Source organism: Micromonospora sp. M42 (genome assembly GCF_000568915.1).
Classification (GTDB): domain Bacteria; phylum Actinomycetota; class Actinomycetes; order Mycobacteriales; family Micromonosporaceae; genus Micromonospora; species Micromonospora chalcea.
On sequence record NZ_KK037233.1, the window covers coordinates 3,370,338 to 3,396,827 of the forward strand.

A 26,490-nucleotide genomic window follows, 5' to 3' on the forward strand; every position below is an offset into this window, starting at 1 on the left:
CAACGTTCCTGCAACGTCCTGGAAACTAGCCTGCCCGCCATCCACCCCAGACGGACGGCGGAGGTACCCATGACGCGCTACGACGCCCCCACCCACTGGCAGTCCCGCTACGACCACTACATCGGCGGCGAGTACGTGAAGCCGCACGGTGGCAAGTACTTCGAGAACCCGACCCCGGTGACCGGGCAGACCTTCTGCGAGGTGGCCCGGGGCACCGCCGAGGACGTGGAGAAGGCGCTGGACGCGGCACACGGCGCGGCCGACGCGTGGGGTCGCACGTCGGTCGCCGAACGCTCGCTGATCCTCAACCGGATCGCCGACCGCATGCAGGACAACCTGGAGTCCCTGGCGATCGCCGAGACGTGGGAGAACGGCAAGCCGGTACGCGAGACGCTCGCCGCCGACATCCCGCTCGCGATCGACCACTTCCGCTATTTCGCCGGGGCGATCCGGGCGCAGGAGGGCTCGCTCGGCGAACTCGACGACGACACCGTCGCCTACCACTTCCACGAGCCGCTCGGCGTGGTCGGGCAGATCATCCCGTGGAACTTCCCGATCCTCATGGCGGTGTGGAAGCTCGCCCCGGCGCTGGCCGCCGGCAACGCGGTGGTGCTCAAGCCGGCCGAGCAGACGCCCGCCTCGATCCACTACCTGCTCTCGCTGATCGGCGACCTGCTGCCGCCGGGCGTGATCAACGTGGTGAACGGCTTCGGCGTCGAGGCGGGCAAGCCGCTGGCGTCCTCGCCGCGGGTGGCGAAGGTGGCGTTCACCGGCGAGACCACCACCGGGCGGCTGATCATGCAGTACGCCAGCGAGAACATCAAGCCGGTCACGCTGGAACTCGGTGGCAAGAGCCCGAACATCTTCTTCGACGACGTCAGCGCCGCCTCCGACGACTTCCTGGACAAGGCTCTCGAAGGCTTCACCATGTTCGCCCTCAACCAGGGCGAGGTGTGCACCTGCCCGTCCCGGGCGCTCATCCAGCAGGGCCACTACTCCGACTTCCTCGCCGCCGCCGTCGAGCGGACGAAGGCGGTCAAGCAGGGGCACCCGCTGGACACCGACACGATGGTCGGCGCGCAGGCCTCCAACGACCAGTTGGAGAAGATCCTGTCCTACCTGGACATCGGGCGGCAGGAGGGCGCTCGCGTCCTGGCCGGCGGCGAGCGGGCCGACCTCGGCGGCGAGCTGTCCGGCGGCTACTACGTCCAGCCGACGATCTTCGAGGGCGACAACTCGATGCGGATCTTCCAGGAGGAGATCTTCGGCCCGGTGGTGTCGGTGACGTCCTTCGCCGACCTGGACGACGCCGTGAAGATCGCCAACGACACGCTGTACGGGCTCGGCGCGGGCGTGTGGACCCGGGACCTCAACACCGCGTACCGGGCCGGGCGCGCCATCCAGGCCGGCCGGGTCTGGACGAACTGCTACCACGCCTACCCGGCGCACGCGGCGTTCGGCGGCTACAAGCAGTCAGGCATCGGCCGGGAGAACCACAAGATGATGCTGGAGCACTACCAGCAGACCAAGAACCTCCTGGTCAGCTACTCGCCGAAGAAGCTCGGCTTCTTCTGATGGGCGACACCGTGACAGTGACCCCCGCGGCGGCCGACCTGATCCGGTCGCTGCGAGGGCAGCACGGCCCGCTGATGTTCCACCAGTCCGGCGGCTGTTGCGACGGCAGCGCCCCGATGTGCTACCCCGCCGGTGAGTTCCGCACCGGCGGCTCGGACGTGCTGCTCGCCTCGCTGACTGTCGACGGCGTACCCGAGCCGGTGGAGTTCTGGATGTCGAAAGCCCAGTGGGAGCTGTGGAAGCACACCCGGCTCACCGTCGACGTGGTGCCCGGCCGGGGCAGCGGCTTCTCCCTGGAGGCCCCGGAGGGCGTCCGGTTCCTCATCCGGTCCCACCTGAACCGCTGATCTGTCCGAGATCTTGCAGCTCGCGGGCATCGCGGCGGTGGGATGCTGACGCCGTCCACTTCGGAGTCGCATCCCACCGCCCGACAGGAGACCGCCCATGCACCCGGTCCGACAGCCAGTGCTCGCCGCCGGCCTCACCGCCTTGGCCACCGCCGCCACGCTCGGGCTCGCACCCGGCGCCGCCGTCGCCGCCCCGGCGGCCTCTCCGAGCATCTCCGTCAACTGGTTCGGCATGGCCGACGGGCGGGCGCACACCGCCACCGTCGGCGGCCGGTTCGACTGCGGCGCCGAGCGCGGCCTCGCCTACATCGAGGTGCACCTCGACCAGCGGCGCGGCTCGGTCACCGGCTTCGGGTTCGGCGTGATCGGCGCGTGCACCGACGAGCGCACCGCCGGCACCTGGACCGCGACCATCCCCGCCGACCAGGGCAGATTCCGCCCCGGCCCGGCCACGACGATCGCCCGCCTGGTGATCGAGCCCAACTCGATTACCGAAACCACCGAGCCCGTACGCCTGCGCCCCCGCTGCGCCCGCCCCTGACCGTCTCGGCGGCCTCCGGTCAGGCGATCTGCCGGAGGTCGTCGCCGTAGTCGAAGATGATCCGCAGCCGGGCTCCGAGGGCATTGGCGTACCGGCTCAGCGTTGCCACCTCGTTGACGTCGAGGTCGCCGTTCTCGATCTGGCTCACCCGGCCGGGCGTGACCCCCATGATCTCGGCCACCTGCCGCTGGGTCAGGCCCAGCCGCTTGCGCTCCTCGGCCAGGTGGAACGCGCTCACCCAGGCGTCGGTCCGGCCGCGCTCCGCCTCGTACGCCTCGTCGTCGCCGCCGAGTTCGGCGCGGACCTCGTCCCAGTGATAGAACTCCGTCACGACTCCCCCCTTCGCTCGCGCTCGCTGTCGAGCCAAGCCTTGTAGGCAACCTCCGCCGCCGGGATGTGCTGCCGGTACCAGCGACTCCAGTCGCCCGCCTTGTTGCCGGCGACCAGCAGGACCGCCTGCGACCACGGATCGAAGACGAACAGCACCCGGATAGCCACGTCCCGACCGGAGCGGGGCCGCAACTCCTTGAGATTACGGAGACTGCTTCCGCGCAGCGTGTCCACGAGCGGGCGGCCCAGCCCCGGCCCGACCTCGGCCAGCTTGTCCACCGCCACCCGGACGCTCTCGTACGACGCCGGGTCGTGGTCCCGCAGGTCGCGCAGCCAGTGCCGGACCTCTCCGGTGACCCGGACCGACCAGCGCTTCCCGTCCGCACCCATGCCCTGACTATAGCCCGGGCTAAACATCCCGGCCTACCAGTCAGCGGTCATCCAGGAGCGGCTGGGTGGGGTTCCACGGGGTTCCGGTTTCGGCGTCGTGGCGGCGGCGGGCTATCGCTGAGAGCGCCTCCAGCACCACCCGGTTGCCCAGGTACGCGGTGATGTCGGCGTGGTCGTACGGCGGGGCGACCTCGACCACGTCCAGCCCGACCACCGGCAGCTCGTAACAGACCCGGCGGACCGCGTCGAGCAGTTGCCGGGAGGTGAACCCGCCCGGCTCGGGCGTGCCGGTGCCGGGGGCCATGCCGGGGTCGACCACGTCCACGTCGACGGAGAGGAACACGCCCTCGCACTCGTCGGTCGCGATGCCGAACGCCTCGGTCAGGCAGGTGTCCAGGCCGCGCGCCACGATCTCGGTCATCTCGTACGAGCGCATCCGCTGCTCGGCCATCCACGCCAGCGTGTCCGGGCCGGGCCAGTAGCCGCGCAGCCCGATCTGCAGGAAGCGGTCGCCGCGTACCGCGCCGGACTCGATCAGCCGGCGCATCGGCTGGCCGTGGCCGTGCAGCGAGCCGAACTCGACGTCCCCGGTGTCGGCGTGCGCGTCGAAGTGCACCAGCGACACCCGGCCGAGCCCGTGGTGCCGGGCCACGCCGGTGGCGTCGGGCAGCGCGATGGAGTGGTCGCCGCCGAGGACCACCGGGATCGCCCCGGCGGCGGCGACCGCGTGCACGGCGGTCTCCAGCGCGGCGAGCGAACGCTCGATGTCGCCGCTGAACATCTCCACGTCGCCGGCGTCGTAGACGCACAGGTCCTTCAGCCCGTCCACGCGCAGCGCCAGCGACGGGCGGGAGCCGTCGTGCGGCAGGTAGCAGGCCTGCCGGATGGCGGACGGCCCGAACCGGGTGCCGGGCCGGTGCGAGGTGCCACCGTCGAACGGCGCCCCGATGATCACCACGTCCGCGTCGGCGTACGTGACCGGCTCCTCGACCGTGCACGGCGGCACGCCGAGGAACGTGATGTCGGGGCCGTACATCGGGCCGTACCGGGTCATCGTTCCTCCATCCCCCACGGCGAACCGTAGCCGGTGAGCAGGTCCAGGAAGGGGGTCGGCGGGAACGCCTCGGGACCGAGCACGCCCGTGCCGGACCAGGCGCCGGTGGCGAGCAGCTCCAGCGCCACGACCGGGTTGACTGCGGTCTGCCAGACCACCGCCTGGTGGCCGTACTCGGCCATCGACCACTCGTTGTCGACCACGTGGTACAGGTAGACCCGGCGCGGCCGCCCGTCCGGGCCGGTGCCGGTGACGTACGTGCCGGCGCAGGTCTTGCCGCTCATCCGGTCGCCGAGCGTGGCCGGATCGGGCAGCGCGGCGGCCACCAGGTCGCGCGGCGACACGTCGACGCCGCGTACCCGCACCGGCTCGGTCGAGTCGAGCCCGAGCTTGTGCAGCGTGCGCAGCACCTCGATGAACTCGGCGCCGAGGCCGTACTTGAAGGTGACCCGCTTCGCCTGGACCCAGCGCGGGATGAGCAGCACCTCCTCGTGCTCGACGTTGACGCACTCGACCGGGCCGATCCCGGCCGGGAAGTCGAAGACCTCCGGCTCGCTGAACGGTTCGGTGGTGAACCAGCCGCGCCCGGCCTCCCAGATCACCGGCGGGTTGAGGCACTCCTCGATGGTGGTCCAGATGGAGAACGAGGGCGCGAAGTCGTAGCCGGCGACCGTCAGGTTCGCGCCGTCGCGTACCCCGATCTCGTCGATCTCGGCGAAGAGTTCGTCGGCGGCGTAGCGGGCGAAGACGTCGGACAGGCCCGGTTCGACGCCGATGCCGCAGAGCGCGAGCCGCCCCGCGGCGGCCCATTGCTCCGCGACGGCGAACTGCTCGTCGCCGAGCTTGACCCCGGTCTGGGCGTAGGGACGCTCGGGGTGCGGCCGGGACAGCGACATCGCCATGTCCAGGTAGTCGGCCCCGGCGGCGAACGCGCCGTCGAAGATCGGCATGACGAAACGCGGGTCGACCGCGTTGAGGACGTGCGTGATCCGGTGTTCCCGGCACAGCGCGGCCACAGCGTCGGCGGAGGACGCGTCCACAGTGGCGGCGACGAACCGGTCGCCGTGCCCGGCGACGGCCCGCGCCGCCCGCGCCGGGTCGTGGTCGGCGACCACCATGAGCTCGAAGAAGGTACGGCGGGCGGCGATGGATACGGCTGCGGAGCCGACGCCACCGGCGCCGACGAGGAGGATACGCATCAGGAGTCGAACCCCAGTCCAAGACGGTCGAGAGTACGGAGCCAGAGGTTGCGCCGTCCGTCGCGCGCGTCGGCGCGGGCGAGCGACCAGCGGGTGAGGTTGATGCCCACGGACCGGACCGGTTCCGGCGGGAACGGCAGCGGCTTGCGGCGCACCAGGTCGAGCCGGGTCAGCGGGGTGTCGGTGCCGGAGAGCAGGTCGAGCGTCACGCGGGCGCCGAATCGCGTCGCGCCCACGCCGAGCCCGGTGAACCCGGCCGCGTACGCCAGGCGTCCGGAGTACGCGGTGCCGAAGAACGCGCAGAACCGGGTGCAGGTGTCGATGACGCCACCCCAGCGGTGACTGAAGCGCACATCGGCGAGCTGCGGGAACGTCGTGAAGAAGTGCGAGGCGAGCGTAGTGAAGGTGGCCTCGCGCTGCTCCAGCGCGGGCGCCACCCGGTTGCCGTAGTGGTAGATCGCGTCGTAGCCGCCGAACAGGATCCGGTTGTCGGCGGTGAGCCGGTAGTAGTGGAACTGGTTGCCGGTGTCGGCGAGCCCCTGCCGGTGCCGCCAGCCGATCGCGTCGCGCTGCGCGGCGGTCAGCGGCTCGGTCATCAGCGCGTAGTCGTAGACCGGCACGATCCAGGAACGCAGCCGGCGCAGCAGCGGCGGGAACGCGTTCGTGGCGAGCACGACCTGCCGCGCCCGTACCGCGCCGGGCGCCGCGTCCGCGCCGCCCGCCGTGCTGGCGAGCAGCGCCGCGCCGTCGCCGGCCAGGCCGGTGACGCGGGTGTGCTCGTGCACGCGTACGCCCAGGTCGAGTGCGGCCCGGCGCAGTCCCCAGGCGAGCTTCGCCGGGTCGAGCAGCGCCACCCGGTCGCGGTCCCACATCCCGCCCAGGTACGTCGGCGACGCCACCTCGGCGCGTACCTCGTCGCGGTCGAGCAGCCGCACGTCGTGGCCGTACCGGCGGGCCAGGTCGGCGTCCGCGGCGAGCCCGTCGAGCTGGTACGGCTCGACCGCCACCGCCAGCTCACCGGTGCGTTCGAAGTCGCAGTCGATGTCGTACTTCGCCACCGTGGCGGCGATGGCGTCCAGGTTCTCCCGGCCCAGCCGTTCCAGCTCGCCGATCTCGCCGGGGAACCGCTCGACGCCGTTGGCGAGCCCGTGGGTCAGCGAGGCGGCGCAGAACCCGCCGTTGCGCCCGGACGCCGCCCAGCCGCACGTGCCCGCGTCGACCAGCAGCACGTCCCGGTCCGGGTCGGCCTCCTTTGCGAGCAGCGCGGTCCACAGTCCGGCGTACCCGCCGCCGACCACGAGCAGGTCGGCGGTGTGCGAGCCGGACAGCGGCGGCAGCGGGTCGGGCCGCTCCGGGCGGTCCAGCCAGTACGGCACGGGCGCGGCGTCGGCCAGCGCCCGGCCGGTATGCGGGAGTGTCATGGCTTGCCCGCCGGTGTGGCGACCACCGCGAGGGCGGCCCGTCGCGCCCGCCGCCCGCGCAGCGAGGTGGCCCCGACCAGCAGCAACGCGATCACGAACATGGCCGTGCCGATCACGTTCACCTGCGGCGGGATGCCCCGCTGGGAGGCGCCCCAGACGTACATGGGGAACGTGACTGTGGTGCCGGCGTTGAAGTTCGTGATGATGAAGTCGTCGAAGCTGAGCGAGAACGCCAGCAGCGCGGCGGCCACGATGCCCGGCAGCACCAGCGGCAGCGTGATCCGCCGGAACGTCTGCCACTCGCTGGCGTACAGGTCCATCGCGGCCTCCTCCAGCCGCCGGTCCATGCCGGAGAGCCGGGCCTTCACGGTGACCACGACGAACGACACGCAGAACATGACGTGCGCGATGACGATGGTCCAGAAGCCCTGCGGCACCCCGGCGGCGACGAAGAGGGCGAGCAGCGACGTGCCCATCACGAGTTCCGGGGTGGCCATCGGCAGGAAGATCAGCCCGTTGAGCCCGGACCGGCCGCGGAAGCTGTGCCGGACCAGCGCGAACGCCATCAGCGTGCCGAGGAGCGTGGAGACGACTGTGGCGATGAGCCCGATCTGCATGCTGCGCACCACCGCGTCGCACATGTCCGAGGTGGCGCAGGGCTGCTTCCAGTTGTCGAGCGTGAACTCGTTGAAATCGTAGGAGAGCCGGCTGGAGGGCCGGTTGAAGGACAGACCGGCGACCACCATGATCGGCAGCGTCAGGTAGCCGAGGACGAGCAGGGCCACGCCCATCACCCACCGGTCGGCGAGCCAGCGCCTCATCAGAGCCTGCCTCCATTCGCGACTGCGGGGCTCCGCTTCGCTGCGCTCCTCGCGCTCATCACAGCACCTCCTCCGTGCCGGCCTTCCGCAGGTAGACGAAGACGATCGCCAGGATCGCGGCCATCAGCAGGAACGACAGCGCCGCGCCCTGCGGATAGTCCAGCCGGACCAGGAACGCCGAGTCGATGACGTTGCCGATCATGTACTCGTTCGGCGTACCGAGCAGCTCGGCGTTGATGTAGTCACCGGTGGCCGGGATGAAGAACAGCAGCGTGCCGGCGATCAGGCCGGGCATCGACAGCGGCAGCGTGACCTTGGCGAACGCGCGCAGCGGGCTCGCGTACAGGTCGCTCGCCGCCTCCAGCAGCCGGGGATCGAGCCGCTCCAGGCTCGCGTACAGCGGCAGCACCAGGAACGGCAGGAAGTTGTACGTCAGGCCGAGCACCACGGCGATCGGGGTGGCCAGCAGCCGGCCGTCCGGTCCGAGCAGGTGCACGTCGCGCAGCAGCCCGACCAGCGCGCCGTTGTCCGACAGGATGGTCTTCCAGGCCAGCGTGCGCACCAGGAAGCTGGTGAACATCGGCGCGACCACGGCCACCAGCAGCAGGTTCTTCCACCGGCCGGCCTTCTGCGCGATCGCGTACGCCAGCGGGTAGCCCATCAGCAGCGCGAGCACCAGCGCGATGGCCGAGTAGAGGAACGACCGGGAGAACTGCGGCCAGTACGCCTGGAGCGCGTCCGGGTAGTTGCCGAACGCCCAGGTCATCGCGTACCCGGTGGAGAGCGAGCCGGCCGGGTCGTAGAGGCTGGCCGAGGCGAGCTGCACCAGCGGGAGCGCGAAGAAGACGAGCAGCCAGACCGCGCCGGGCAGCAGCAGCAGGTACGGCAGGAGCCGGTTGCGCCCGCGCCACACCGGCGGCGGCGGTTTCCCGGCGGAGGTCGGTACGTGGGCCAGCGCGCTCATGCCGCCACTCCGCTTCGCTCCGCGCCGCCATGAGACACCTTCGCGCTGAGCCAGCCGATTCGCTCGCTGCGCTCGCTCATGCCGCCGCTCCGCTTCGCTCGCTGCGCTCGCTCATGCCGACGCACCCACCGGCGGCTCGTCGAGCAGCGGCGCGGTCTGGTCGTCCTCACCGGCGGCCCGGGGCAGCAGGAACGCGTGCCGCGGATCCCAGTGCGCGGTCACCGCCGTGCCGACCGCCAGCTGACCGCCCAGCCCGCTGTTCGCGGCGAACGCGGTCAGCTCGCTGCCCCACGCGGTGCGCACGAGGTACTGGGTGCTCACCCCGACGTAGGAGGCGTCGCTGACCACGCCACCGACGTGCTGGTGCCCGGCGGGCACCCGGTCCGGGCCGTCGACCAGGTGCAGCTTCTCCGGACGTACGCCGAGGAAGGCCGGCCCGTCGGTGAGCCGGGCCCGGCCGGCGGGCACCGAGAAGCGCGAGCCGTGCGCCGTGACCAGCACGTCGTCGGCGGCGCGACCGCCGGCTTCGGCGGCGAGCAGGTTGGACTGGCCGAGGAAGTTGGCCACGAACGCGGTGGCCGGGTACTCGTAGATGGCGGCGGGCGCGCCGAGTTGCTCGATCCGGCCGGCGTTCATCACCGCGACCGTGTCGGCCATCGTCATGGCCTCCTCCTGGTCGTGGGTGACGTGCACGAACGTGATGCCGACCTCGGTCTGGATCCGCTTCAGCTCGATCTGCATCTGCCGGCGCAGTTTCAGGTCGAGCGCGCCGAGCGGCTCGTCCAGCAGCAGCACCTGCGGGTGGTTGATGAGTGCCCGGGCCAGCGCGACGCGCTGCTGCTGGCCGCCGGAGAGCTGGGCCGGGCGGCGCCGGCCGTACCCTTCGAGCTGGACCAGCGCGAGCATCCGCTCGACCTGGTCGCTCACCTTGCGGATGCCGCGGCGGCGCAGCCCGAACGCCACGTTCTCGTGGATGTCCAGGTGCGGGAAGAGCGCGTAGCTCTGGAAGACGGTGTTCACCGGCCGCTTGTACGGCCGCAGCCCGGCGATGTCCTGGTCGCCGAGCAGCACCTGCCCGCTGGTCGGCTGCTCCAGCCCGGCGATCATCCGCAGTGTGGTGGTCTTGCCGCAGCCGGACGCGCCGAGCAGGGCGAAGAACGAGCCCTGCGGGATGGTGAGGGTGAGGTCGTCGACGGCGGTGAAGACGCCGAACCGCTTGGTCAGGTCGACCAGGCGCAGGTCGCCGGCCGGGGTCTGCTGCCCCTTCACGCGCCGATCACCTGCTGGAACTTGGTCTCGTACTCCTTCTCCTGCGCCTCGTCGAGCGCCATGAAGACCTTGGCTTTGGAGAGCATCGAGTCGTCCGGGAAGATCAGCGGGTTGCTCGCCAGGTCCGGGTCGATCTTCTCCATCTCGGCCTGCGCGCCCTGCACCGGGCAGATGTAGTTGACGTACGCGGCCAGCTTCGCCGCCACCGCCGGGTCGTAGTAGTGGTTCATCAACGCCTCGGCGTTGGCCTTGTGGGTGGCCTTGTTCGGCACCAGCATGTTGTCCGACCAGAGCATCACGCCGGACTCGGGCACCACGAACTTGATCTTCTCGTCGTCGAAGCCGAGCTGGACCACGTCGCCGGACCAGCCGATGCACGCGGCGATGTCGCCCTTGGCCAGATCGGGCGCGTAGTCGTTGCCGGTGAACCGCCGGATCTGCTTGCTGTCCACGGCCTTCTTCAGCTTGTTCAGCGCGTCGTCGAACTGGGCCGAGGTGAACTTGGCCGGGTCGTGGCCGAGCGACTGGAGCAGCAGGCCGATGGTGTCGCGCATCTCCGACAGCACCGTCACCTTGCCCTTGAGATCGGGGCGGGTGAGCAGCTCGTCGACGGTGCGGATCTCCTTGGTGACGTTCGCGTTGTACGCGAGCCCGGCGAGACCGGACTGCCACGGGACGGCGAGCTGGGTCTCGGCGTCGAAGGAGCGACCGCGCAGCGACTGCAGCAGGTTCGCCTCGACGTTCGGCATCTTCGACTTGTCCAGCTTCTGGACCCAGCCGAGGCGGATCACCCGGGCGGCCATCCAGTCGGTGAGCACCATGATGTCCCGGCCGGTGCTCTGACACCCGGCGAGCTGGTTGCGCACCTTGCCGAAGAACTCGTTGTTGTCGTTGACGTCCTCGGTGTACGTCACCTGGATGCCGGTGGCGGCGACGAACGCGTCGAGCGTGGGGCGCTTGGACTCGTCCTTCTCGTCGGTGTCCATGTACTGCGGCCAGTTCGAGAAGGCGACCTTCTTCTCGGTGGCGGACAGATCCTCGCTCTTGCAACCGGCTTCGGTCTGCTGGGCGCCCTTGGTCCCGCAGCCGGCCAGGGCGCCCGCGGTGGCGAGCAGTGCGGCCGAGCCGACGGTCCCGGTGAGCAGACCACGCCGGGTGAGGGTCCGAAGGGGACTACGCATGTGACGACTCCTTGGGGGGCATCGTCGGCGGCGGGACGGGGGGCGGCACGCCGGCGGGAGGGTCAGTGGCGATGGACGACTGATCCTGACATGAGAAAACCTCTCTCACAAGGGATTCCGTTGCTGGAATAGCCAGTCGCCACGAAATACGCCAGACTGCGCGGGGCACTACGCTCGATACGAAGAATCGGATACAAGGAGCGTCGATGGTCAACCGGCACCAGGAGAACGCCAACGGCGGCCGTCGGGTCACCGTGCGTGAAGGCGCCAATCACGTTCTGCTCGACGACGTGGCGAAGCAGATCATCGAGCAGCTCCAGGAGGACGGGCGCCGCCCGTACGCGAGCATCGGCAAGGCGGTGGGCCTCTCCGAGGCGGCGGTACGCCAGCGGGTGCAGCGACTGCTCGACGCGGGCGTCATGCAGATCGTCGCGGTCACCGATCCGCTCCAGCTCGGCTTCCCCCGCCAGGCCATGATCGGGCTGCGCACCGACGGTGACCTGGAGTCGGTGGCCGACCGGCTGGCCGAGTTCGAGGAGATCGACTACGTGGTGATCACCGCCGGCTCGTTCGACCTGCTGGCCGAGGTGGTCTGCCGCAACGACGCGCACCTGCTGGAGATCCTGCAGAAGCTGCGCGGCGTGCCCGGAGTGCTCTCCACCGAGGCGTTCGTCTACCTGAAGCTGCGCAAGCAGACCTACAGTTGGGGCACCGCCTGATGCGGATTCCGTTGACAGCACAGTGATATGGCGCTGAATCCGTCGCGGTGAAGCTTCTTCGCTTGCCTTATCGGCACCGCCTGTGGGATAACCGTGGGCAGAGCGGCCGGTGTCACCCCTGACCGGCCCGAGACCCGATGGGGCTGACATGGCCAACGCCACCGACCACCTGTGGATGCACTTCACCCGCATGGCGAGCTACCCCGCCGGCGAGGTTCCGACAATCGTCCGGGGCGAGGGCGCGTACGTCTGGGACGCGCAGGGCCGCCGCTACCTGGACGGGCTGGCCGGGCTGTTCGTCGTCAACGCCGGCCACGGCCGCGCCGAGCTGGCCGAGGCCGCCGCCAAGCAGGCCGGCGAGCTGGCCTACTTCCCACTCTGGTCGTACGCCCACCCGAAGGCCGTCGAGCTGGCCGAGAAGATCGCCACGCTCACGCCCGGCGACCTGAACCGGGTCTTCTTCACCACCGGCGGCTCCGAGGCCGTCGAGGCGGCGTGGAAGCTGGCCCGGGCCTACTTCAAGCGCACCGGCAAGCCCACCAAGCACAAGGTGGTCAGCCGCTACATCGCCTACCACGGCACCTCGATGGGCGCGCTGTCGATCACCGGCCTGCCCGGCATCAAGACCGACTTCGAGCCGCTGGTGCCCGGGGGCATCAAGGTGCCGAACACCAACTTCTACCGCGCCCCCGAACACGGCGACGACCCCGAGGCGTTCGGCCGCTGGGCCGCCGAGGAGATCGGCCGCGCGATCGAGCGGGAGGGGCCGGAGACGGTCGCCGCCGTCTTCCTGGAGCCGGTGCAGAACTCCGGCGGCTGCTTCCCGCCGCCGCCCGGCTACTTCGAGCGGGTACGCGAGATCTGCGACGCGTACGACGTGCTGCTGGTCAGCGACGAGGTGATCTGCTCCTGGGGCAGGCTCGGCGAGTACTTCGGCGCGGTGCGGTACGGCTACCAGCCGGACATCATCACCACCGCCAAGGGCATCACCTCCGGCTACGCCCCGCTCGGCGCGATGATCGCCAGCGAGCGGCTGATGGAGCCGTTCCTCACCGAGACCGGCATGTTCGCGCACGGCGTGACGTTCGGCGGCCACCCGGTCTCCTGCGCGGTCGCGCTGGCCAACCTGGAGGTGTTTGCCCGGGAGGACCTGATCGGGCACGTCCGGGCCAACGAGGGCGCGTTCCGGTCCACCCTGGAGAAGCTGCACGACCTGCCGATCGTCGGCGACGTCCGCGGTGACGGCTACTTCTACGGCATCGAGCTGGTCAAGGACAAGACCACGCGGGAGACGTTCGACGAGGCCGAGTCGGAGCGGCTGCTGCGCGGCTTCCTGTCCACCGCGCTGTTCGACGCCGGGCTCTACTGCCGGGCCGACGACCGTGGCGACCCGGTGGTGCAGCTCGCCCCGCCGCTGATCGCCGACCAGCAGCACTTCGACGAGATCGAGCAGATCCTGCGCGCGGTGCTGACCGAGGCGTGGTCCCGGCTCTGACGCCGATGACCGGTTACCGGCACCTCTCGTACTGGCTGTCCAGCCTGGACGAGCCGCTGACACCGCGACCCGGGTTGCCCGGCGACACGGACGCCGACGTGGCGATCGTGGGCGCCGGGTACACCGGGCTGTGGACGGCGTACTACCTGGCCGAGGCCGACCCCACGTTGCGCGTCGTCGTGCTGGAGCGGGAGATCGCCGGGTACGGCGCATCCGGGCGCAACGGCGGCTGGTGCTCGGCGCTGTTCCCCACCTCGCTGCCGGCGCTGGCCCGACGCCACGGCCGGGACCGCGCGCTCGCCCTGCAACGGGCCATGCACGACACGGTCGGCGAGGTGGGGCGGGTCGCCGCCGCCGAGGGCATCGACTGCGACTGGCGGGCCGGCGGCACGGTGACGCTGGCGCGCAGCGAGGTCCAGCTCGCCCGGGCCCGCGCCGAGGTCGACCAGGCCCACGCGCACGGGCTCACCGACGACGACCTGACGCTGCTGGACGCCGCCGAGGCCGCCGCGCGGTGCGACGCCGAGGGGGTACGCGGCGGCACGTACACCCCGCACTGCGCCGCCGTGCACCCGGCGAAGCTGGTCCGGGGCCTGGCGCGGGCGGTGGAGCGCCGGGGCGTACGCATCCACGAGCGCACCCCGGTGACCGCGCTGCGGCCGGGCGCGGCGGTGACACCGGCGGGCGTGGTCCGGGCGCCGGTGGTGGTCCGCGCGACCGAGGGCTACACGCCCGGGCTACCCGGCCAGCGGCGCACGGTGGCGCCCGTCTACTCGCTGATGGTGGCCACCCCGCCGCTGCCCGAGGAGACGTGGGCGCGGATCGGGCTGGCGGAGCGGGAGACGTTCTCCGACTACCGGCACGTCATCGTGTACGGCCAGCGCACCGCCGACGGCCGGCTCGCGTTCGGCGGGCGGGGCGCGCCCTACCACTACGCCTCCCGGGTGCGGCCGGGCTTCGACCGGGAGCCGCGGGTGTTCGCGGCGCTGCGCCGGACGCTCGGGGAACTGTTCCCGGTGCTCGGGCCGGACGTGCCGGTGACGCACGCCTGGGGCGGGCCGCTCGGCGTGGCCCGGGACTGGGCCGCGTCGGTGGGGCTGGACCGCCGCACCGGGCTCGCCTGGGCCGGCGGGTACGTCGGTGACGGAGTGGGCACGAGCAACCTCGCCGGTCGTACGCTGGCCGACCTGATCCGCGGCGTGGAGACCGACCTCACGGCACTTCCCTGGGTGGGCCACCGCTCCCCGCGCTGGGAACCGGAGCCGCTGCGCTGGCTGGCGATGAACGCCAGCCTGAGGATCATGTCCTCAGCCGACCACACCGAGCACCGTACGTCCCGCACGTCCCGCCGAGCCGACCTCTTCAACCGCTTCCTGGGCCACTGACCCCGGGTTCCCAATCCGTTGATCAAGGAGTTTGTGCCTCCCGGACACGGTTTCCTTGACACAAACTCCTTGATCAACGCGCGGAGGCCGGCGGAGGGGGTCAGTGGTGGGGTGGGATGACCCGGAGGTGGCCCCGGCGGCCCTGCTGGTGGGGGGCCTGGGGCTTGGTGGTGGGTTCGTCCTCGGGGGGACGGGGCGGGGCGGGGCGGGCGGCCTCACGGACCGCCTCGGCCAGCGCCACCAGGTCGTCGGTGGTGGGCGGCGGCGGCTCGAACTCACCCTCGTGCCGCACCACGTCCCAGCCGCGCGGGGCGGTCAGGCTGCGGGCGTGCGGCTCACACAGGTCGTACGTGTGCGGTTCGGCGAACGCGGCGAGCGGGCCCACCACCGCCGTCGACTCGTTGTAGACATAGGTCAATGTGGCGACCGCTTGCCGGGGGCAGCCGTTACGGGAGCAGCGCCGTGGTGACCTCACGGCGGCAGGGTATCCCCATTACCGGGTCCGGCGCACCGCTTCGCGTTACGACACGCCCGTCATGGTGATCACAATTCCTCCGATCGGCTCCCCGGCGCGCCGGACAGCCTCGCGGCGACGGGTGGACCGCCACCCCGGGCTACCCTGTCCGTCATGACGAGCCCGCAGAACCGCCGCCCCGGCTCCGGCCGGCGCACCCACCGTGACCGGCACGGTCGCGGGCTGCGCGGGCGGCTGGTGCCGGCCACCGTCCCGCTGGCCCGGACGAAGGCCGAGGTCTTCGACGACCTGGTGCTCGACACGGTGGAGACGCTCGAACGCCGGTTCGCCAAGGAGCTGGCCGGGGTGGAGTTCGCGGTCGAGGACGTCCCGCCGGATCTGAACGTCTACGACTCGGACGTGCTGGAGGACGGCGAGGTGCCGCTCGCCCGGCTGCTGCCCGGGCGGCCCGGCCGCCAGGAGGTGCCGCCCCGGATCGTGCTCTACCGGCGGCCGCTGGAGTTCCGCGCGATGGACCGCGAGGATCTCGCCGACCTGGTGCACGACGTGATCATCGAGCAGGTGGCGAATCTGCTCGGGGTGGACCCGGACGAGCTGGCCTGACGCCGCCACCCGGCCGGCCCCCGCCGGCCGGACAGCGACCCGGGCCCGGACGGCCCCCACCGCCCGTCGGCCCGTACGTGGATCAGGCGGCGACCCGCCGCTTGAGCTTGCGCCGCTCCCGCTCGGAGAGGCCACCCCAGATTCCGAACCGCTCGTCGTGGCCGAGCGCGTACTCCAGGCATTCCGTCTTCACTTCGCACCGCGAGCAGATGCGCTTCGCCTCGCGGGTCGAGCCGCCCTTCTCGGGAAAGAACGCCTCCGGGTCGGTCTGCGAGCAGAGCGCCCGCTCCTGCCACTCCGGCGCGTTCCCGAGCAGGTCGGCCACCTCGAGCTGGCCGTCCATCGATTGCCTCCTTGTCGCGCACCGGCGTCATTCGCCGCTGCAACCCCCCACGCGAAAGGCGTGCCTGTCCGTACGGTCACCATTTGTTGCGTTCCGTGCGAACAACCCCATTCAAATTACACGCGTGTAATGCGTGCGCCGTCAAGCCAAACTTGATAATGGAGTCGCCCTCCCGACACGTCCGGGACGACCGCCGCGGTCGCCCGTAGCCTCGCAACCTGCCCTATCGATTCAGACCCCGGACGAGTAACGCCCTCCCCGGCGAGTTGCCGGAAGTTTTCTGCCGTGGCGCACCGCCGGCGGGCCGGCCGGACGCCCCCGCCGGCCGCTCGTACCAAGATCAGAATTGGTGGGCCAAAGGGTAACGCGCTCGTTGCGGTACCGCCCGCCGAGCCGTCCAACGCCGACTGCGCCCCGTCCACCATGTGGACAGGGCGCAGGCGTCGGCGCGGTCGCCGGTTCAGTCCACCCGGGCGGGTGAGCTGGTCGGCCAGACGAATTCGGCGATACACCCACCGGTAACAGAGATCGCGCCGGCCGATGTGTTCTCGTCCCACCAGACGGTATAGACACCCGCCTCCAGGTCCGGGTAGACGGCACTGTGGAAGACCCCGTCCAGGACGTGCCGCTCGCGTACCGCGGAGTGGGTCCGCGGGCTGTCGAGGTCCGCCCGGCTGATCTCGATTTCCCGGCCGTGCAGGTCCCGGCCGGTGTGGATGATCAGCGCGCCGCGGTCGCCGCCGAGGTCGAGCACGACGCTGCCGACCTCCGACGGGCCGAGATCGTGATGGTGTGACATCCGCGTCTCCCGTCAGGACTTCTTCGCCTGCGGGTTGCCGAACCCGTCGTACGGTGTGCCGAGGAACGGGAAGTCGGCCAGGAACGGCGCGGTGACGTCGGCCGCGCTCAGACCCGGCGTGACCGCCGCGGCGGCGGCGTCCGGGCGGAACGTCTTGTCGACAAGTGGCACGGTCAGTCCCGCGATGGCACGCAGCGCGATCGTCACCACGTCGTCGGCGACGCGACGGCCGTTCGGGTAACCGGCCAGGTCGCCGCCGAGCACGCCGAACCGGTCCGGTGTGCGGCTGGGCCGGATCGCCGTGTTCAGCCGCAGCATGTCCGCCTGGACGTCGCCGGTGGTGTTGGCGAAGCCGTCGATCAGTCCGGCCGGGATTCCGGTGAGCAGGATCGCCACCAGGTCGGCGCGCGGCTTCTTGGACTTGTTCAGCGCGTCCAGATTTCCGAACACGCCCGGGTACAGCGCCGGCAGCAGCGCGGCCAGCTCGGGCCGCTCGACGAACCCGGCGAAGCGCTTGTCCTCCGACGGCGGCAGCGTGTTCCAGACGTCCTTCCTGGACATCGGCACGATGACCTCGTTGAACAACGGGTTACCGAGCCGCGACACCTGGGTGAACGGGCCGGCGGCGGTGTCCGCGGAGACCCGGTCGCCGAGCACCCGGACCTGCTGGCGGGACGCGCTGGTCCACACCCCGATGGTCGAGGCGCGGTCGGCCACGCCGTAGCGGGCGGCCTTACGGCGCACCTGGCTCAGCGGCACCTGCACGGCGAGGCTGTGCACGTTCAGCCGGTCCAGCGCGTTCACCGGCTCGCCCTCGGCCTGGAACAGCTTCTTGCCGGCCACGTGCAACTGCTGGAACGGCCGCAGCGTGCCCAGGTCGAACACCGCGCCCAGGTCGACGAAGAAGCCGTCGGCACGCTGTCCGGCGAAGACCTTCTCGCCGGTGGACAGCTTGAACGTCGCCTGGCGTACCAGGTTCTGGTACTTCGGGGTGGACAGCGGCCCGACGTTGCAGGGCGGGCAGGGCAGCTTGTGCGCCAGCACCCGCGCGCGGCCGTCGGCGATCCGGGTCAGCCGGTAGAACTGCCGCCGGTTCCAGTTCTTGCTCTCCAGCGACTCGATCGGCCCGGTGTTGTAGAGAAAGCTGTTCTGGTTCGTGATCTCCGTGGTGAATTCGAAACGATAGGTGACGTCCGGATTACCGTCGCCGTCGTTGTCGATGTGAATCTCGTACCGGACGTCGTCGCCGAACTCGAAGAAGTTCGGGCCGCCGGAGGGAAGTTGCAGCGGCACGTAGTTGGCGATCAACGTGACCGTGTCCGGCTGGCTCGGCGTGACGAACGCGTACAGGTCGGAACTGTCGGCGACCGGATCCTTGGCGATCTCCGGGGCCTCGCGGTGAGAGGACATGGCGGACGCACCTTCGTCGGGGGAACGGAAGACGGAACCGGCGCCGGGAGCCCACGCCGGTGGAGGGGTGGGATCAGCGCCGGCCGGCGGCGCGCACCAGGCGGTCGGCCAGACCGCGGTCGCGGATCTCGACCCTTGTCGTACCGACGAAGACGTCGATCGCGCCGGTGGCGGCGTCGCGGAGGTGAGCCACGATCGGCTCGTCGCGCCGGCTCGCCGTGGGGGAGTTCTGCGCGGCGGACAGGCCCGGCACGGTGAGGGCGGCGGCGCCCAGCGTCGCGCTCGCCGCGGCGGTGAGCGTCTGCCTGCGGGTCAACCGCGGCCAGGTCCGCCGTTTCTTCGGCGCGTCGGTGGTCTCGTCAGTGCTCATCGGCAACCTTTCCGGACCGGCGCCGCAGCGCCGCAACGGGCCCGGGACGCCCGGACACCGCCGGGCCCCGGTTCTGGGGTCACCGGCGGCGGTCCTCGCCGAAACCGCCGCCGGCATCCACAGGTACGGCAGGCGACGGGGAAAGGTTCGACCTCAGGCGCCGGCGTGACCGTACGCGGTCGTCCGCTTGCGGAACGGGCGGCCCGCGGCGGTGGCGATGGCCCGCAACTGCTCCTCGGTACGGGCCGAGCCGTTGCCCGAGCCGGCCATCCGGGAGATGGTCTCCTCCATCAGCGTGCCGCCGAGGTCGTTGCAGCCGCCACGCAGCATCGCCACCGTGCCCTCGTCGCCGAGCTTCACCCAGGAGCACTGGATGTTGCCGATCCGCCCGTGCAGCAGCAGCCGGGCCATCGCGTGCACCGCCCGGTTCTCCCGCCACGTCGGACCCGGGCGGGCGATGCCGGCCAGGTAGATCGGCGCGTTCGTGTGCACGAACGGCAGCGCCACGAACTCGGTGAAGCCGCCGGTACGGTCCTGCACCCCGGCCAGCACCCGGAAGTGGGCCAGCCACTGGCCCGGGTGGTCGACGTGGCCGTACATCATCGTGGAGCTGGACCGGATGCCCAGCTCGTGCGCCGTGCTCACCACCTCGACCCAGGCGGCGGCCGGCAGCTTGCCCTTGGTGAGCACCCAGCGCACGTCGTCGTCGAGGATCTCCGCGGCGGTGCCCGGGATGGTGTCCAGCCCGGCCTCGCGGAGCTGGAGCAGCCACTCCCGCACCGGCACGCCGGCCTTCGCGGCGGCGGTGACGATCTCCATCGGGGAGAACGCGTGCACGTGCATGCCCGGCACCCGCTCCTTGATCGCCCGGACGATGTCGGCGTAGCCGGTGACCGGCATCTTCGGGTCGATGCCGCCCTGCAGGCACACCTCGGTCGCGCCGGCCGTCCACGCCTCCTCGGCCCGGTCGGCGACCTGTTCCAGGGACAGCCGGAACGCGTCGGCGTCGCTCTCCCGCTGGGCGAACGCGCAGAACCGGCACCCCACGTAGCAGACGTTCGTGAAGTTGATGTTCCGGTTCACCACGTACGTCACGTCGTCACCCACCGCGTCCCGGCGCGCGTCGTCGGCGAGCCGGCACAACTCGTCCAGCGCCGGGCCGTCCGCGCCGAACAGCGCCAGCGCCTTCGCCTCGTGCGCCGGCGTCAGCAGCGCGGCCGGGTCGTCCGCGGCCAGCCGCAGGCCCGCGCGCAGGTCGGCGTCCGCGCCACCGGCAAGGGGTACGCCCGCGCGCGCCTGCGGCGCCACCTTGCCGGCCACCTCGGCCCAGTCGCCGTACACGCTGTCGAAGTCGCCCCGCCGGTCCTCGGTGCGGCCGGTGACGTCGATGGTGGCGTGCAGGTCGGTCCGGCCGCCGTAGGTCTCCTCCGGCTCCTGCCAGGGCTGCCCCACCGGGCGGGCCTCCTCGACGGCGAGCCCGGTGGCCGGGTCGGCGAGCGCCGTGACGTGCGGCAGCAGGCGCGGGTCCAGCCACGGGCCGCCCGCGCGGACGTACTCCGGGTAGACGGTCAGCCGCTCGCGCAGCGTGAACCCGGCACTCGCGGTACGCGCCGCCAGCTCCTCCAGGTGCGGCCAGGGGCGCTCCGGGTTGACGTGGTCGGGCGTGACCGGGGAGACGCCGCCCCAGTCGTCGATGCCGGCGCGCAGCAGCAGGTCGTACTCGCCCGCGATCAGGTTCGGCGGAGCCTGGATGCGGGCCTTCGGGCCGAGCAGCACCCGGGCCACCGCCACGGTGGCGGCCAGGTCGTGCAGCTCCGCGTCCGGCATGCCGCGCATCGCCGTGTCCGGCTTGGCGCGGAAGTTCTGCACGATCACCTCCTGGAGGTGGCCGTACTCCCGCATCGCGCGGCGGATCGCGAAGATCGCGTCGACCCGCTCGGCCCGGTTCTCGCCGATGCCGATCAGGATGCCGGTGGTGAACGGCACCCCGACCCGGCCGGCGTCGTCGAGCACCCGCAGGCGGACCGCCGGCTCCTTGTCCGGTGAGCCGAAGTGCGGGCCGCCCGGCTCGGACCACAGCCGGGTGGCGGTGGTCTCCAGCATCATGCCCATGCTCGGCGCGACCGGCTTGAGCCGCTGCAGCTCCGACCAGGAGAGCACGCCCGGGTTGAGGTGGGGCAGCAGGCCGGTCTCCTCCAGCACCCCACCGCGCAGGCGCGCAGGTAGTCCAGCGTCGAGTCGTACCCCCGCTCGTCCAGCCACCGGCGGGCCGCCGGCCACCGCTCCTCCGGCCGGTCGCCGAGCGTGAACAGCGCCTCCTTGCAGCCCTGCGCGGCGCCCTCGCGGGCGATCGCCAGCACCTCGTCGCGCTCCAGGTAGGCGGCGGGCAGCCGGTGCGGCACGGTCGCGAACGTGCAGTAGTGGCAGCGGTCCCGGCAGAGCCGGGTCAGCGGGATGAAGACCTTCTTCGAGTACGTGACCACGCCCGGCCGCCCGGCGTCGCGCAGCCCGGCGTCGCGGACCTCACCGGCGATCCGGAGCAGTTCGTCGAGCATCTGCCCGCGCGCGGCGAGCAGCGCGCCGGCCTCGTCGGCGTCGAGCGCCCGGCCGGTGGCGGCCCGTCCCAGCGCCCGCCGGACGCTCGCCTCGGTCGGTTCGGGGTCGCTGCGATCAACCATCCGCCCAGCCTATGCGCTGCCGGGCGACAGGCCGCCCGCGCCCGCTCGCGGTCCGGGCAACGGGACGGCCCGCGTGGCCCGCCTCACAGCGGGACCGGCGCGGGCCGTCGGGAGCCTGCCGTCGGGCGGGCGACGGCGCTCCGTCGCCCGCCGCGCGGCTCAGCGGGGCTGGTTCGGGTCCTCGCGGTCGAACCGCTGGGTGCGCTCGTCGTCGGCGGCGGGCGTCGACGCGCCCGGTTCGGCGGACTGGCGCGGGATCGCCTGCGTCGGGTCGGCCGACGGCGGCTGGCCGAACGGCGGCGCGGACTGCGGCGAGCCGTACTGCGGCGCCTGCTGCGGACCGGCGAACGGCGAGCCGGCCTGCGGGGCCGACTGCGGGTCGGCGAACGGCGGGCCGGACTGCGGGGCGTGCGGCGGCGCGGTGTTGAACGGCGGCGCCGACTGCGGCTGGCCGTACTGGCCGGGCTGCTGCGGCCAGCCGGGCGGCGGCGAGCCGGCCTGCGGGTAGCCCGGGCCGGGCTGCTGCGGGTAGCCACCCGGACCGGGGTAGCCGCCGGGCTGCCCCGGCTGCTGCGGCCAGCCGGGCTGGGCCTGGCCGTACACGCCCGGCTGCGCCTTGGGCTTCGGCACGTAGTAGAGCGTGCGCCAGATCTTGAACACCACGAACGCGGCGACCGCGAAGAGCGCCAGCCAGGCAGCGCGGGTCAGCAGACCGAGGAACGCATCGAGCACCTCACCGTCGGCGAGCCGGCCGACCAGCCAGATCAGGAACGTCAGCGCGCCGAACACGGCGGACACGGCGTACTCGACCAGCGCCACCTGCGTGATCAGCTTGGCCTTCGGCACGACCGGGCGGATCACGGTGGCGATCAGGACGGCGAGCAACGGCAGGACCGTCGCCTCCAGGCCGACGAAGCTGAAGTACGTGCTTCCCGCCCGGCCGCTGAACGTGCTGTAGTCGTCGACCGGCACCAGCAGGCGCAGCAGGCCGACGAAGAGCAGCACGGCGTTGGCGCCGAGAAGGACGAGCGCGGCCAGTTCGCGCAACGGCTTGATCAACTGGCTGGCCTGCGCGGCGTCGCCGGACGCGGGCTCGGCGGGGCTGGTCACGGACTCCCCCAGGGGACGAAAGCGGACAGTTGCCGAAGTGAGCGTAGTCTCTCCGGCCACCGAGCGATCGACGGCGGCACGTGCGGAAGGATGGACGCATGCGCATCGTGGTTCTGACCGGCGGCATCGGGGGCGCCCGTTTCCTGCTCGGCGTACGGGCGTACGCCCGCGAGGTGGGCGCCGAGGTGACCGCCGTGGTGAACGTCGGCGACGATCTGCTGCTGCACGGGCTGAAGGTCTGCCCCGACCTGGACAGCGTGCTCTACACGCTCGGCGGCGGCGCCGACCCGGAACGCGGCTGGGGCCGGGTCGGCGAGACCTGGACGGTGAAGAACGAGCTGGCCGCGTACGGCGCGGAGCCGAGCTGGTTCGGTCTGGGCGACAAGGACATCGCCACCCACCTGGTCCGCACCACGATGCTCAACGCCGGCTATCCGCTGTCCCAGGTCACCGAGGCGCTGGCGGCGCGCTGGCAACCGGGCGTACGGCTGCTGCCGGCCACCGACGAGCGCCTGGAGACCCATGCCGTCGTCACCGACGAGCAGGGGCGGCGCGCGATCCACTTCCAGGAGTGGTGGGTGCGGTACCGCGCCGACGTACCCACCGACCGGTTCGTCTTCGTGGGCGCCGAAGCGGCGAAGCCCGCGCCCGGCGTGGTGGAGGCGATCGCCGCCGCGGACGTGGTGCTGATTGCGCCCAGCAACCCGGTCGTCAGCATCGCCCCGGTGCTGGCCGTGCCCGGCCTGCGCGACACGGTGACCGGCGGGCCGGCCCCGGTGATCGGGGTGTCGCCGATCATCGGCGGCGCGCCGGTACGCGGCATGGCCGACCGCTGCCTCGCCGTGCTCGGCGTGGAGTGCAGCGCGGCCGGGGTGGCCGGCCTCTACGGCGCCCGGTCCACCGGCGGGCTGCTCGACGGCTGGCTGGTGGCGCCGGAGGACGAGGGCACGGCGGTGCCGGACGTGGTGGTCCGCGCGGCGCCGCTGCGGATGACCGACGAGGCGGCGACCGCCGCGATGGTGCGCGCCGCGCTGGAGCTGATGTGAGGCTGGAGATTCTGCCGGTGCAGGGCATCGGCGACGTGACCGAGGGCGACGACCTGGCGGCGCTGATCGCCGGCGCGGCGCCGTGGCTGCGTGACGGCGACGTGCTGGTGGTCACCAGCAAGATCGTGTCGAAGGCGGAGGGCCGGCTGGTCGACGTGCCCGCCGACGGTCCGGAACGGCTCGAGGCGCGGGACCGGATCCTGGACGGCGAGACCGCCCGGGTGGTGGCGACGCGGGGCGCCACCCGGATCGTGCAGACCCACCACGGGTTCGTGATGGCCTCCGCCGGCATCGACGCGTCGAACGTGGACAAGACCCGCCTGGTGCTGTTGCCGGCCGACCCGGACGCCTCCGCGCGGGCGTTGCGTGCCGCGCTGCGCGACCGGTACGGCCTCGACGTCGCCGTGATCGTCAGCGACACCATGGGCCGCCCGTGGCGCAACGGGCTCACCGACGTGGCGCTCGGGGTGGCGGGCATGCCGGCGATCCGCGACCACCGGGGCGAGGTCGACCCGTACGGCAACGAACTGTTCGTCACCCAGATGGCGGTGGTCGACGAACTGGCCGGCGCCGGCGAGCTGATCAAGGGCAAGTGCGACCAGGTGCCGGTCGCGGTGGTCCGGGGTTACCTCGGCACCCCCCGGGACGACGACGAGGGCGCCCGGGCGCTCGTCCGCGACGCCTCGATGGACCTGTTCTCGCTCGGTACCGCCGAGGCGCGCGCCGCCGGCCTGCGGGCGGCGGCGACGCTGCCGGACCGGGCCGGGCCGGAGCCCGCCGACGCGGACGCGGTGCGGCGGGCGATCGGCTCGGTGGCCGACGTGGTAGCGCCGGGCACGACCTTCACGCACGTCACCGACAACAAGGAACGCGCCGGGCTCGCCGCCACCGCGCCCGGTTGGCCCGCCTCAGCCACCGGCCTGCTGCTCGGCGCGGCGCCGACCCCGCTCGACCCGGTTGACCGGGTCCGGTTCGGCGCGGATTTGTAATGTCTGCGCGCCGCGCTGGTCGCCGAGGGAATCGGTTCCGTCCTGCTCCCGCCCCCGGCCGGCAGCGCCGCCAGCGCCACGCTGGCGCTCTGAGACGGCCCGGCGGAGGTCAGGCGTCGAGGACGGCTCGGCCCAGCGGCGTCAGCGTGTGCAGGACGGTGTTGCGCTCGCGCTGACTGACCAGCAGCCCGGCGTTGCGCAGCACTGTGGTGTGCTGGCTGGCCGCGGCGGCGGAGATGTGCAGCCGGCGGGCCATCTCGCCGGTCGTGCAGCCCTCGTCGGCGGCATGCAGCACCCGCGACCGGGTGCGGCCGATCAGGGCCGCGAGCGCCTCGCCCTGCGGTGACCCGGCGGCGCCGGACGCCGGTGTCAGGCCGGCCAGCCGGTCCACCGGGTAGACGAGCACCGGCGGCAGGGTCGGGTCGACGAGCGCCACCGGGGTACGCGAGCAGAAGAACGACGGGACGAGCAGCAGCCCGCGCCCGTCCAGGTGCAGTTCCCGGGTGTCCGGATAGTCGAGCACCTCCAGCACGCCGGAGTTCCACCGCATGTTCGGACGCAGGCTGGCCAGCAGCCCTTCGGCGCCGCCGTCGAGCATGGCGCGGGCACGCCGGGCCCGGTCCGCCTCGACCGCTGCCTGCACCCGGGCCCAGTACGGCGTGACGGCCAGCGACTGGTATCGCGCCATGGAGTCGGTGAGGTGGTGCAGTGTCTCCGGCTCACCCCGGGCGAGCGCCGTCGCCGAGGGCGGCAACGTGGTCTCCTCGGCGAGCCGGGTCAGGTCGCGGCGCAGCATGTCCGTAGGGGTGCCGCGGACCGCGTCCAGCCCCACCTCGAAGCCCTCCCGGCTGGCGAACGGGGTGAGGAAGTCGGGGAAGTAGCCACGCGGCGGGTTGAGCGCGAGGAGCAGGCGGTACTGCTCGGCGTCGCTGTCGGTGCGCAGCCCGTGCGCCACGGTCCGCCGCCATGTGGTCATCATCGGGTCGCGGCTGCGCCCCTGGAGCAGGTGCAGGCTGAGAACCAGCTCCCAGAGCGGGTCCGCGCGCGGGGCGACCCGGGTCCGCAGGACGTCTTCGCCCGAGAAAACGATCTTCAACATGGAGTGCTCCCGTGCGGACGGCGGGGGTGCCCGCCACGGCTCGACTTTACCCGTCGGCAGTAATCTCCATCTTTAAGCCTGAGGTGAAAGACCTCGACGGTGAGGTGACCGGTTCGGCAAACTCTTCCTTGCCCGCCGACGCCGGGGCGCAGTCTCGACCCGGTCGCCGGCTGACGGGCGTGGCCGGGCGGCACCACGAGGGTCTGCGACATCGTCGCAGGGGTGCCGCCCGGCTTTCGCTCGTCCGCCGGTGGGTCGCCGCGCCGGCGTACCGTGGTGGCGCTCGTAGAGTGTCCGGGTGCCCGACACCGATCTCACCACGTACGCCGACCTGCACGCCGACGCCGTCGCGGCGCTGAGCCGCTGGACGGCGACCAGCCCGGCCGCCGGCGCCGCCCGGGACCGGACGCTGGCGCTGCTGGCCGACGGGCCGGCGGCGATGAGCCGGACACACCGGGCGGGGCACGTCACCGCCAGCGCGCTCGTACTCGACCCGGACGGCCGGGTGCTGCTCTGCCTGCACGGCAAGATCCGCAGGTGGGTGCAGCTCGGCGGGCACTGCGAGCCGGGCGACCGGACGCTGGTGACGGCCGCGCTGCGCGAGGCCACCGAGGAGTCCGGCATCGCCGGTCTGACGATCGAGCCGGAACCGATCGACGTGGACATCCACCAGGTCGCCTGCCAGGGCGGGTCGTTCCACTACGACGTCCGGTACGCGGTGCTGGCCCCGGCCGGGGCGGTCGAGCAGGTGAGCGCGGAGTCCGAGGCGCTCGGCTGGTTCCCGCCGGACCGGCTGCCCGAGCCGCTCGCCCACGCGACGGCCCAGCTGGTGCCACCGGCGCTCGCCGTGCTGGCCCGTCGCGCCGCCCGCTGACCG

The 26,490-nt window shown here is 72.1% G+C and carries 25 protein-coding genes and 2 pseudogenes; 10 read left to right on the top strand and 17 right to left on the bottom strand.

Features of this window, described 5'->3' with window-relative positions; translation table 11 throughout:
• The first annotated feature begins 69 nt into the window (after positions 1-69).
• The 3 genes from adh (at position 70) to MCBG_RS15220 (ending at position 2,463) form a co-directional block, all read left to right on the top strand.
• The gene (adh, locus tag MCBG_RS15210; protein ID WP_043326441.1) at positions 70-1,575 is read left to right on the top strand and encodes an aldehyde dehydrogenase; all 1,506 of its coding nucleotides are present in this window, start codon (positions 70-72) and stop codon (positions 1,573-1,575) included.
• Entirely contained in the window at positions 1,575-1,922 is a 348-nt protein-coding gene (locus tag MCBG_RS15215; protein ID WP_043326443.1) for a DUF779 domain-containing protein, read from the top strand. Before adh ends, MCBG_RS15215 begins: the two co-directional genes overlap by 1 nt.
• Positions 1,923-2,019: 97 nt before the next feature.
• The gene (locus tag MCBG_RS15220) at positions 2,020-2,463 is read left to right on the top strand and encodes a hypothetical protein (RefSeq protein ID WP_043326445.1); all 444 of its coding nucleotides are present in this window, start codon (positions 2,020-2,022) and stop codon (positions 2,461-2,463) included.
• Between the two features lie 19 nt (positions 2,464-2,482).
• Here MCBG_RS15220 and MCBG_RS15225 read toward each other — a convergent pair whose 3' ends face one another.
• From MCBG_RS15225 to MCBG_RS15265, 9 genes are all read right to left on the bottom strand, one after another.
• Complete coding sequence (locus MCBG_RS15225; protein ID WP_043326447.1) at positions 2,483-2,794, bottom strand: transcriptional regulator; 312 nt, start codon at positions 2,792-2,794, stop codon at positions 2,483-2,485.
• Complete coding sequence (locus tag MCBG_RS15230) at positions 2,791-3,183, bottom strand: type II toxin-antitoxin system RelE/ParE family toxin (protein ID WP_043326449.1); 393 nt, start codon at positions 3,181-3,183, stop codon at positions 2,791-2,793. The genes MCBG_RS15225 and MCBG_RS15230 overlap by 4 nt, the downstream gene beginning before the upstream one ends.
• A 40-nt stretch (positions 3,184-3,223) precedes the next feature.
• A complete protein-coding gene (gene speB / locus MCBG_RS15235; protein ID WP_043326451.1) occupies positions 3,224-4,237 on the bottom strand; it encodes an agmatinase in 1,014 nt (337 codons plus the stop codon).
• The gene (locus MCBG_RS15240) at positions 4,234-5,436 is read right to left on the bottom strand and encodes a saccharopine dehydrogenase family protein (protein WP_043326453.1); all 1,203 of its coding nucleotides are present in this window, start codon (positions 5,434-5,436) and stop codon (positions 4,234-4,236) included. The genes speB and MCBG_RS15240 overlap by 4 nt, the downstream gene beginning before the upstream one ends.
• Positions 5,436-6,857: an NAD(P)/FAD-dependent oxidoreductase gene (locus MCBG_RS15245; protein WP_043326455.1), complete on the bottom strand. Its 1,422-nt coding sequence runs from the start codon at positions 6,855-6,857 to the stop codon at positions 5,436-5,438. The genes MCBG_RS15240 and MCBG_RS15245 overlap by 1 nt, the downstream gene beginning before the upstream one ends.
• On the bottom strand, positions 6,854-7,678 hold the full coding sequence (locus MCBG_RS15250; protein WP_043326456.1) for an ABC transporter permease: 825 nt from the start codon (positions 7,676-7,678) through the stop codon (positions 6,854-6,856). The genes MCBG_RS15245 and MCBG_RS15250 overlap by 4 nt, the downstream gene beginning before the upstream one ends.
• A gap of 58 nt (positions 7,679-7,736) precedes the next feature.
• On the bottom strand, positions 7,737-8,642 hold the full coding sequence (locus MCBG_RS15255; protein WP_043326458.1) for an ABC transporter permease: 906 nt from the start codon (positions 8,640-8,642) through the stop codon (positions 7,737-7,739).
• Positions 8,643-8,753: 111 nt separating this feature from the next.
• Entirely contained in the window at positions 8,754-9,911 is a 1,158-nt protein-coding gene (locus MCBG_RS15260; protein ID WP_043326460.1) for an ABC transporter ATP-binding protein, read from the bottom strand.
• Entirely contained in the window at positions 9,908-11,092 is a 1,185-nt protein-coding gene (locus tag MCBG_RS15265) for a polyamine ABC transporter substrate-binding protein (protein ID WP_043326462.1), read from the bottom strand. Before MCBG_RS15265 ends, MCBG_RS15260 begins: the two co-directional genes overlap by 4 nt.
• A gap of 206 nt (positions 11,093-11,298) precedes the next feature.
• On the opposite strand from MCBG_RS15265, the gene MCBG_RS15270 reads away from it, so the two are divergent.
• From MCBG_RS15270 to MCBG_RS15280, 3 genes are all read left to right on the top strand, one after another.
• Complete coding sequence (locus tag MCBG_RS15270; protein WP_030501361.1) at positions 11,299-11,811, top strand: Lrp/AsnC family transcriptional regulator; 513 nt, start codon at positions 11,299-11,301, stop codon at positions 11,809-11,811.
• Positions 11,812-11,959: 148 nt separating this feature from the next.
• The gene (locus tag MCBG_RS15275) at positions 11,960-13,306 is read left to right on the top strand and encodes an aspartate aminotransferase family protein (protein ID WP_043326464.1); all 1,347 of its coding nucleotides are present in this window, start codon (positions 11,960-11,962) and stop codon (positions 13,304-13,306) included.
• A gap of 5 nt (positions 13,307-13,311) precedes the next feature.
• A complete protein-coding gene (locus MCBG_RS15280) occupies positions 13,312-14,691 on the top strand; it encodes an NAD(P)/FAD-dependent oxidoreductase (RefSeq protein WP_043330632.1) in 1,380 nt (459 codons plus the stop codon).
• Between the two features lie 100 nt (positions 14,692-14,791).
• Here the strand turns inward: MCBG_RS15280 and MCBG_RS15285 are convergent, their stop codons facing one another.
• On the bottom strand, positions 14,792-15,166 hold the full coding sequence (locus MCBG_RS15285) for a DUF3499 domain-containing protein (RefSeq protein WP_043326466.1): 375 nt from the start codon (positions 15,164-15,166) through the stop codon (positions 14,792-14,794).
• Positions 15,167-15,319: 153 nt separating this feature from the next.
• On the opposite strand from MCBG_RS15285, the gene MCBG_RS15290 reads away from it, so the two are divergent.
• On the top strand, positions 15,320-15,769 hold the full coding sequence (locus MCBG_RS15290; protein WP_018787548.1) for a metallopeptidase family protein: 450 nt from the start codon (positions 15,320-15,322) through the stop codon (positions 15,767-15,769).
• A gap of 82 nt (positions 15,770-15,851) precedes the next feature.
• Here MCBG_RS15290 and MCBG_RS15295 read toward each other — a convergent pair whose 3' ends face one another.
• The 6 genes and pseudogenes from MCBG_RS15295 to MCBG_RS15320 form a co-directional block, all read right to left on the bottom strand.
• Positions 15,852-16,112: a WhiB family transcriptional regulator gene (locus tag MCBG_RS15295; RefSeq protein WP_013284161.1), complete on the bottom strand. Its 261-nt coding sequence runs from the start codon at positions 16,110-16,112 to the stop codon at positions 15,852-15,854.
• Positions 16,113-16,572: 460 nt separating this feature from the next.
• Positions 16,573-16,911, bottom strand: coding sequence for a hypothetical protein (locus MCBG_RS15300; protein ID WP_043326469.1), 339 nt, complete (start codon positions 16,909-16,911; stop codon positions 16,573-16,575).
• A gap of 12 nt (positions 16,912-16,923) precedes the next feature.
• Positions 16,924-18,321, bottom strand: a complete 1,398-nt coding sequence (locus tag MCBG_RS15305) for a DUF4331 domain-containing protein (protein ID WP_043326471.1) — start codon at positions 18,319-18,321, stop codon at positions 16,924-16,926.
• A 73-nt stretch (positions 18,322-18,394) separates the two neighbouring features.
• Positions 18,395-18,691: a hypothetical protein gene (locus MCBG_RS15310; RefSeq protein ID WP_030501355.1), complete on the bottom strand. Its 297-nt coding sequence runs from the start codon at positions 18,689-18,691 to the stop codon at positions 18,395-18,397.
• A gap of 153 nt (positions 18,692-18,844) precedes the next feature.
• Positions 18,845-21,369: pseudogene (locus tag MCBG_RS15315) on the bottom strand (bifunctional FO biosynthesis protein CofGH).
• Positions 21,370-21,528: 159 nt separating this feature from the next.
• Positions 21,529-22,479: a hypothetical protein gene (locus MCBG_RS15320; protein ID WP_043326476.1), complete on the bottom strand. Its 951-nt coding sequence runs from the start codon at positions 22,477-22,479 to the stop codon at positions 21,529-21,531.
• Between the two features lie 98 nt (positions 22,480-22,577).
• Between MCBG_RS15320 and cofD the strand changes: the two genes are divergently transcribed.
• On the top strand, positions 22,578-23,525 hold the full coding sequence (gene cofD, locus MCBG_RS15325; protein WP_043326477.1) for a 2-phospho-L-lactate transferase: 948 nt from the start codon (positions 22,578-22,580) through the stop codon (positions 23,523-23,525).
• A pseudogene (locus tag MCBG_RS15330) lies at positions 23,522-24,607 on the top strand (coenzyme F420-0:L-glutamate ligase). Before cofD ends, MCBG_RS15330 begins: the two are co-directional and overlap by 4 nt.
• Positions 24,608-24,623: 16 nt before the next feature.
• Here MCBG_RS15330 and MCBG_RS15335 read toward each other — a convergent pair.
• Positions 24,624-25,613, bottom strand: a complete 990-nt coding sequence (locus MCBG_RS15335) for an ArsR/SmtB family transcription factor (RefSeq protein WP_043326482.1) — start codon at positions 25,611-25,613, stop codon at positions 24,624-24,626.
• Positions 25,614-25,911: 298 nt separating this feature from the next.
• On the opposite strand from MCBG_RS15335, the gene MCBG_RS15340 reads away from it, so the two are divergent.
• Positions 25,912-26,487, top strand: a complete 576-nt coding sequence (locus tag MCBG_RS15340) for an NUDIX hydrolase (protein WP_043326484.1) — start codon at positions 25,912-25,914, stop codon at positions 26,485-26,487.
• Positions 26,488-26,490: the final 3 nt, after the last annotated feature.

Bases quoted from the DNA above. Each gene is read 5' to 3' on its own strand.
- MCBG_RS15230 (WP_043326449.1), bottom strand. From the start codon at position 3,183: ATGGGTGCGGACGGGAAGCGCTGGTCGGTCCGGGTCACCGGAGAGGTC.
- MCBG_RS15275 (WP_043326464.1), top strand. From the start codon at position 11,960: ATGGCCAACGCCACCGACCACCTGTGGATGCACTTCACCCGCATGGCG.
- adh (WP_043326441.1), top strand. From the start codon at position 70: ATGACGCGCTACGACGCCCCCACCCACTGGCAGTCCCGCTACGACCAC.
- MCBG_RS15335 (WP_043326482.1), bottom strand. From the start codon at position 25,613: ATGTTGAAGATCGTTTTCTCGGGCGAAGACGTCCTGCGGACCCGGGTC.
- MCBG_RS15290 (WP_018787548.1), top strand. From the start codon at position 15,320: ATGACGAGCCCGCAGAACCGCCGCCCCGGCTCCGGCCGGCGCACCCAC.
- MCBG_RS15310 (WP_030501355.1), bottom strand. From the start codon at position 18,691: ATGAGCACTGACGAGACCACCGACGCGCCGAAGAAACGGCGGACCTGG.
- MCBG_RS15265 (WP_043326462.1), bottom strand. From the start codon at position 11,092: ATGCGTAGTCCCCTTCGGACCCTCACCCGGCGTGGTCTGCTCACCGGG.
- MCBG_RS15300 (WP_043326469.1), bottom strand. From the start codon at position 16,911: ATGTCACACCATCACGATCTCGGCCCGTCGGAGGTCGGCAGCGTCGTG.
- MCBG_RS15280 (WP_043330632.1), top strand. From the start codon at position 13,312: ATGACCGGTTACCGGCACCTCTCGTACTGGCTGTCCAGCCTGGACGAG.
- MCBG_RS15250 (WP_043326456.1), bottom strand. From the start codon at position 7,678: ATGAGGCGCTGGCTCGCCGACCGGTGGGTGATGGGCGTGGCCCTGCTC.
- MCBG_RS15240 (WP_043326453.1), bottom strand. From the start codon at position 5,436: ATGCGTATCCTCCTCGTCGGCGCCGGTGGCGTCGGCTCCGCAGCCGTA.
- MCBG_RS15255 (WP_043326458.1), bottom strand. From the start codon at position 8,642: ATGAGCGCGCTGGCCCACGTACCGACCTCCGCCGGGAAACCGCCGCCG.
- cofD (WP_043326477.1), top strand. From the start codon at position 22,578: ATGCGCATCGTGGTTCTGACCGGCGGCATCGGGGGCGCCCGTTTCCTG.
- MCBG_RS15245 (WP_043326455.1), bottom strand. From the start codon at position 6,857: ATGACACTCCCGCATACCGGCCGGGCGCTGGCCGACGCCGCGCCCGTG.
- MCBG_RS15305 (WP_043326471.1), bottom strand. From the start codon at position 18,321: ATGTCCTCTCACCGCGAGGCCCCGGAGATCGCCAAGGATCCGGTCGCC.
- MCBG_RS15295 (WP_013284161.1), bottom strand. From the start codon at position 16,112: ATGGACGGCCAGCTCGAGGTGGCCGACCTGCTCGGGAACGCGCCGGAG.
- speB (WP_043326451.1), bottom strand. From the start codon at position 4,237: ATGACCCGGTACGGCCCGATGTACGGCCCCGACATCACGTTCCTCGGC.
- MCBG_RS15220 (WP_043326445.1), top strand. From the start codon at position 2,020: ATGCACCCGGTCCGACAGCCAGTGCTCGCCGCCGGCCTCACCGCCTTG.
- MCBG_RS15215 (WP_043326443.1), top strand. From the start codon at position 1,575: ATGGGCGACACCGTGACAGTGACCCCCGCGGCGGCCGACCTGATCCGG.
- MCBG_RS15270 (WP_030501361.1), top strand. From the start codon at position 11,299: ATGGTCAACCGGCACCAGGAGAACGCCAACGGCGGCCGTCGGGTCACC.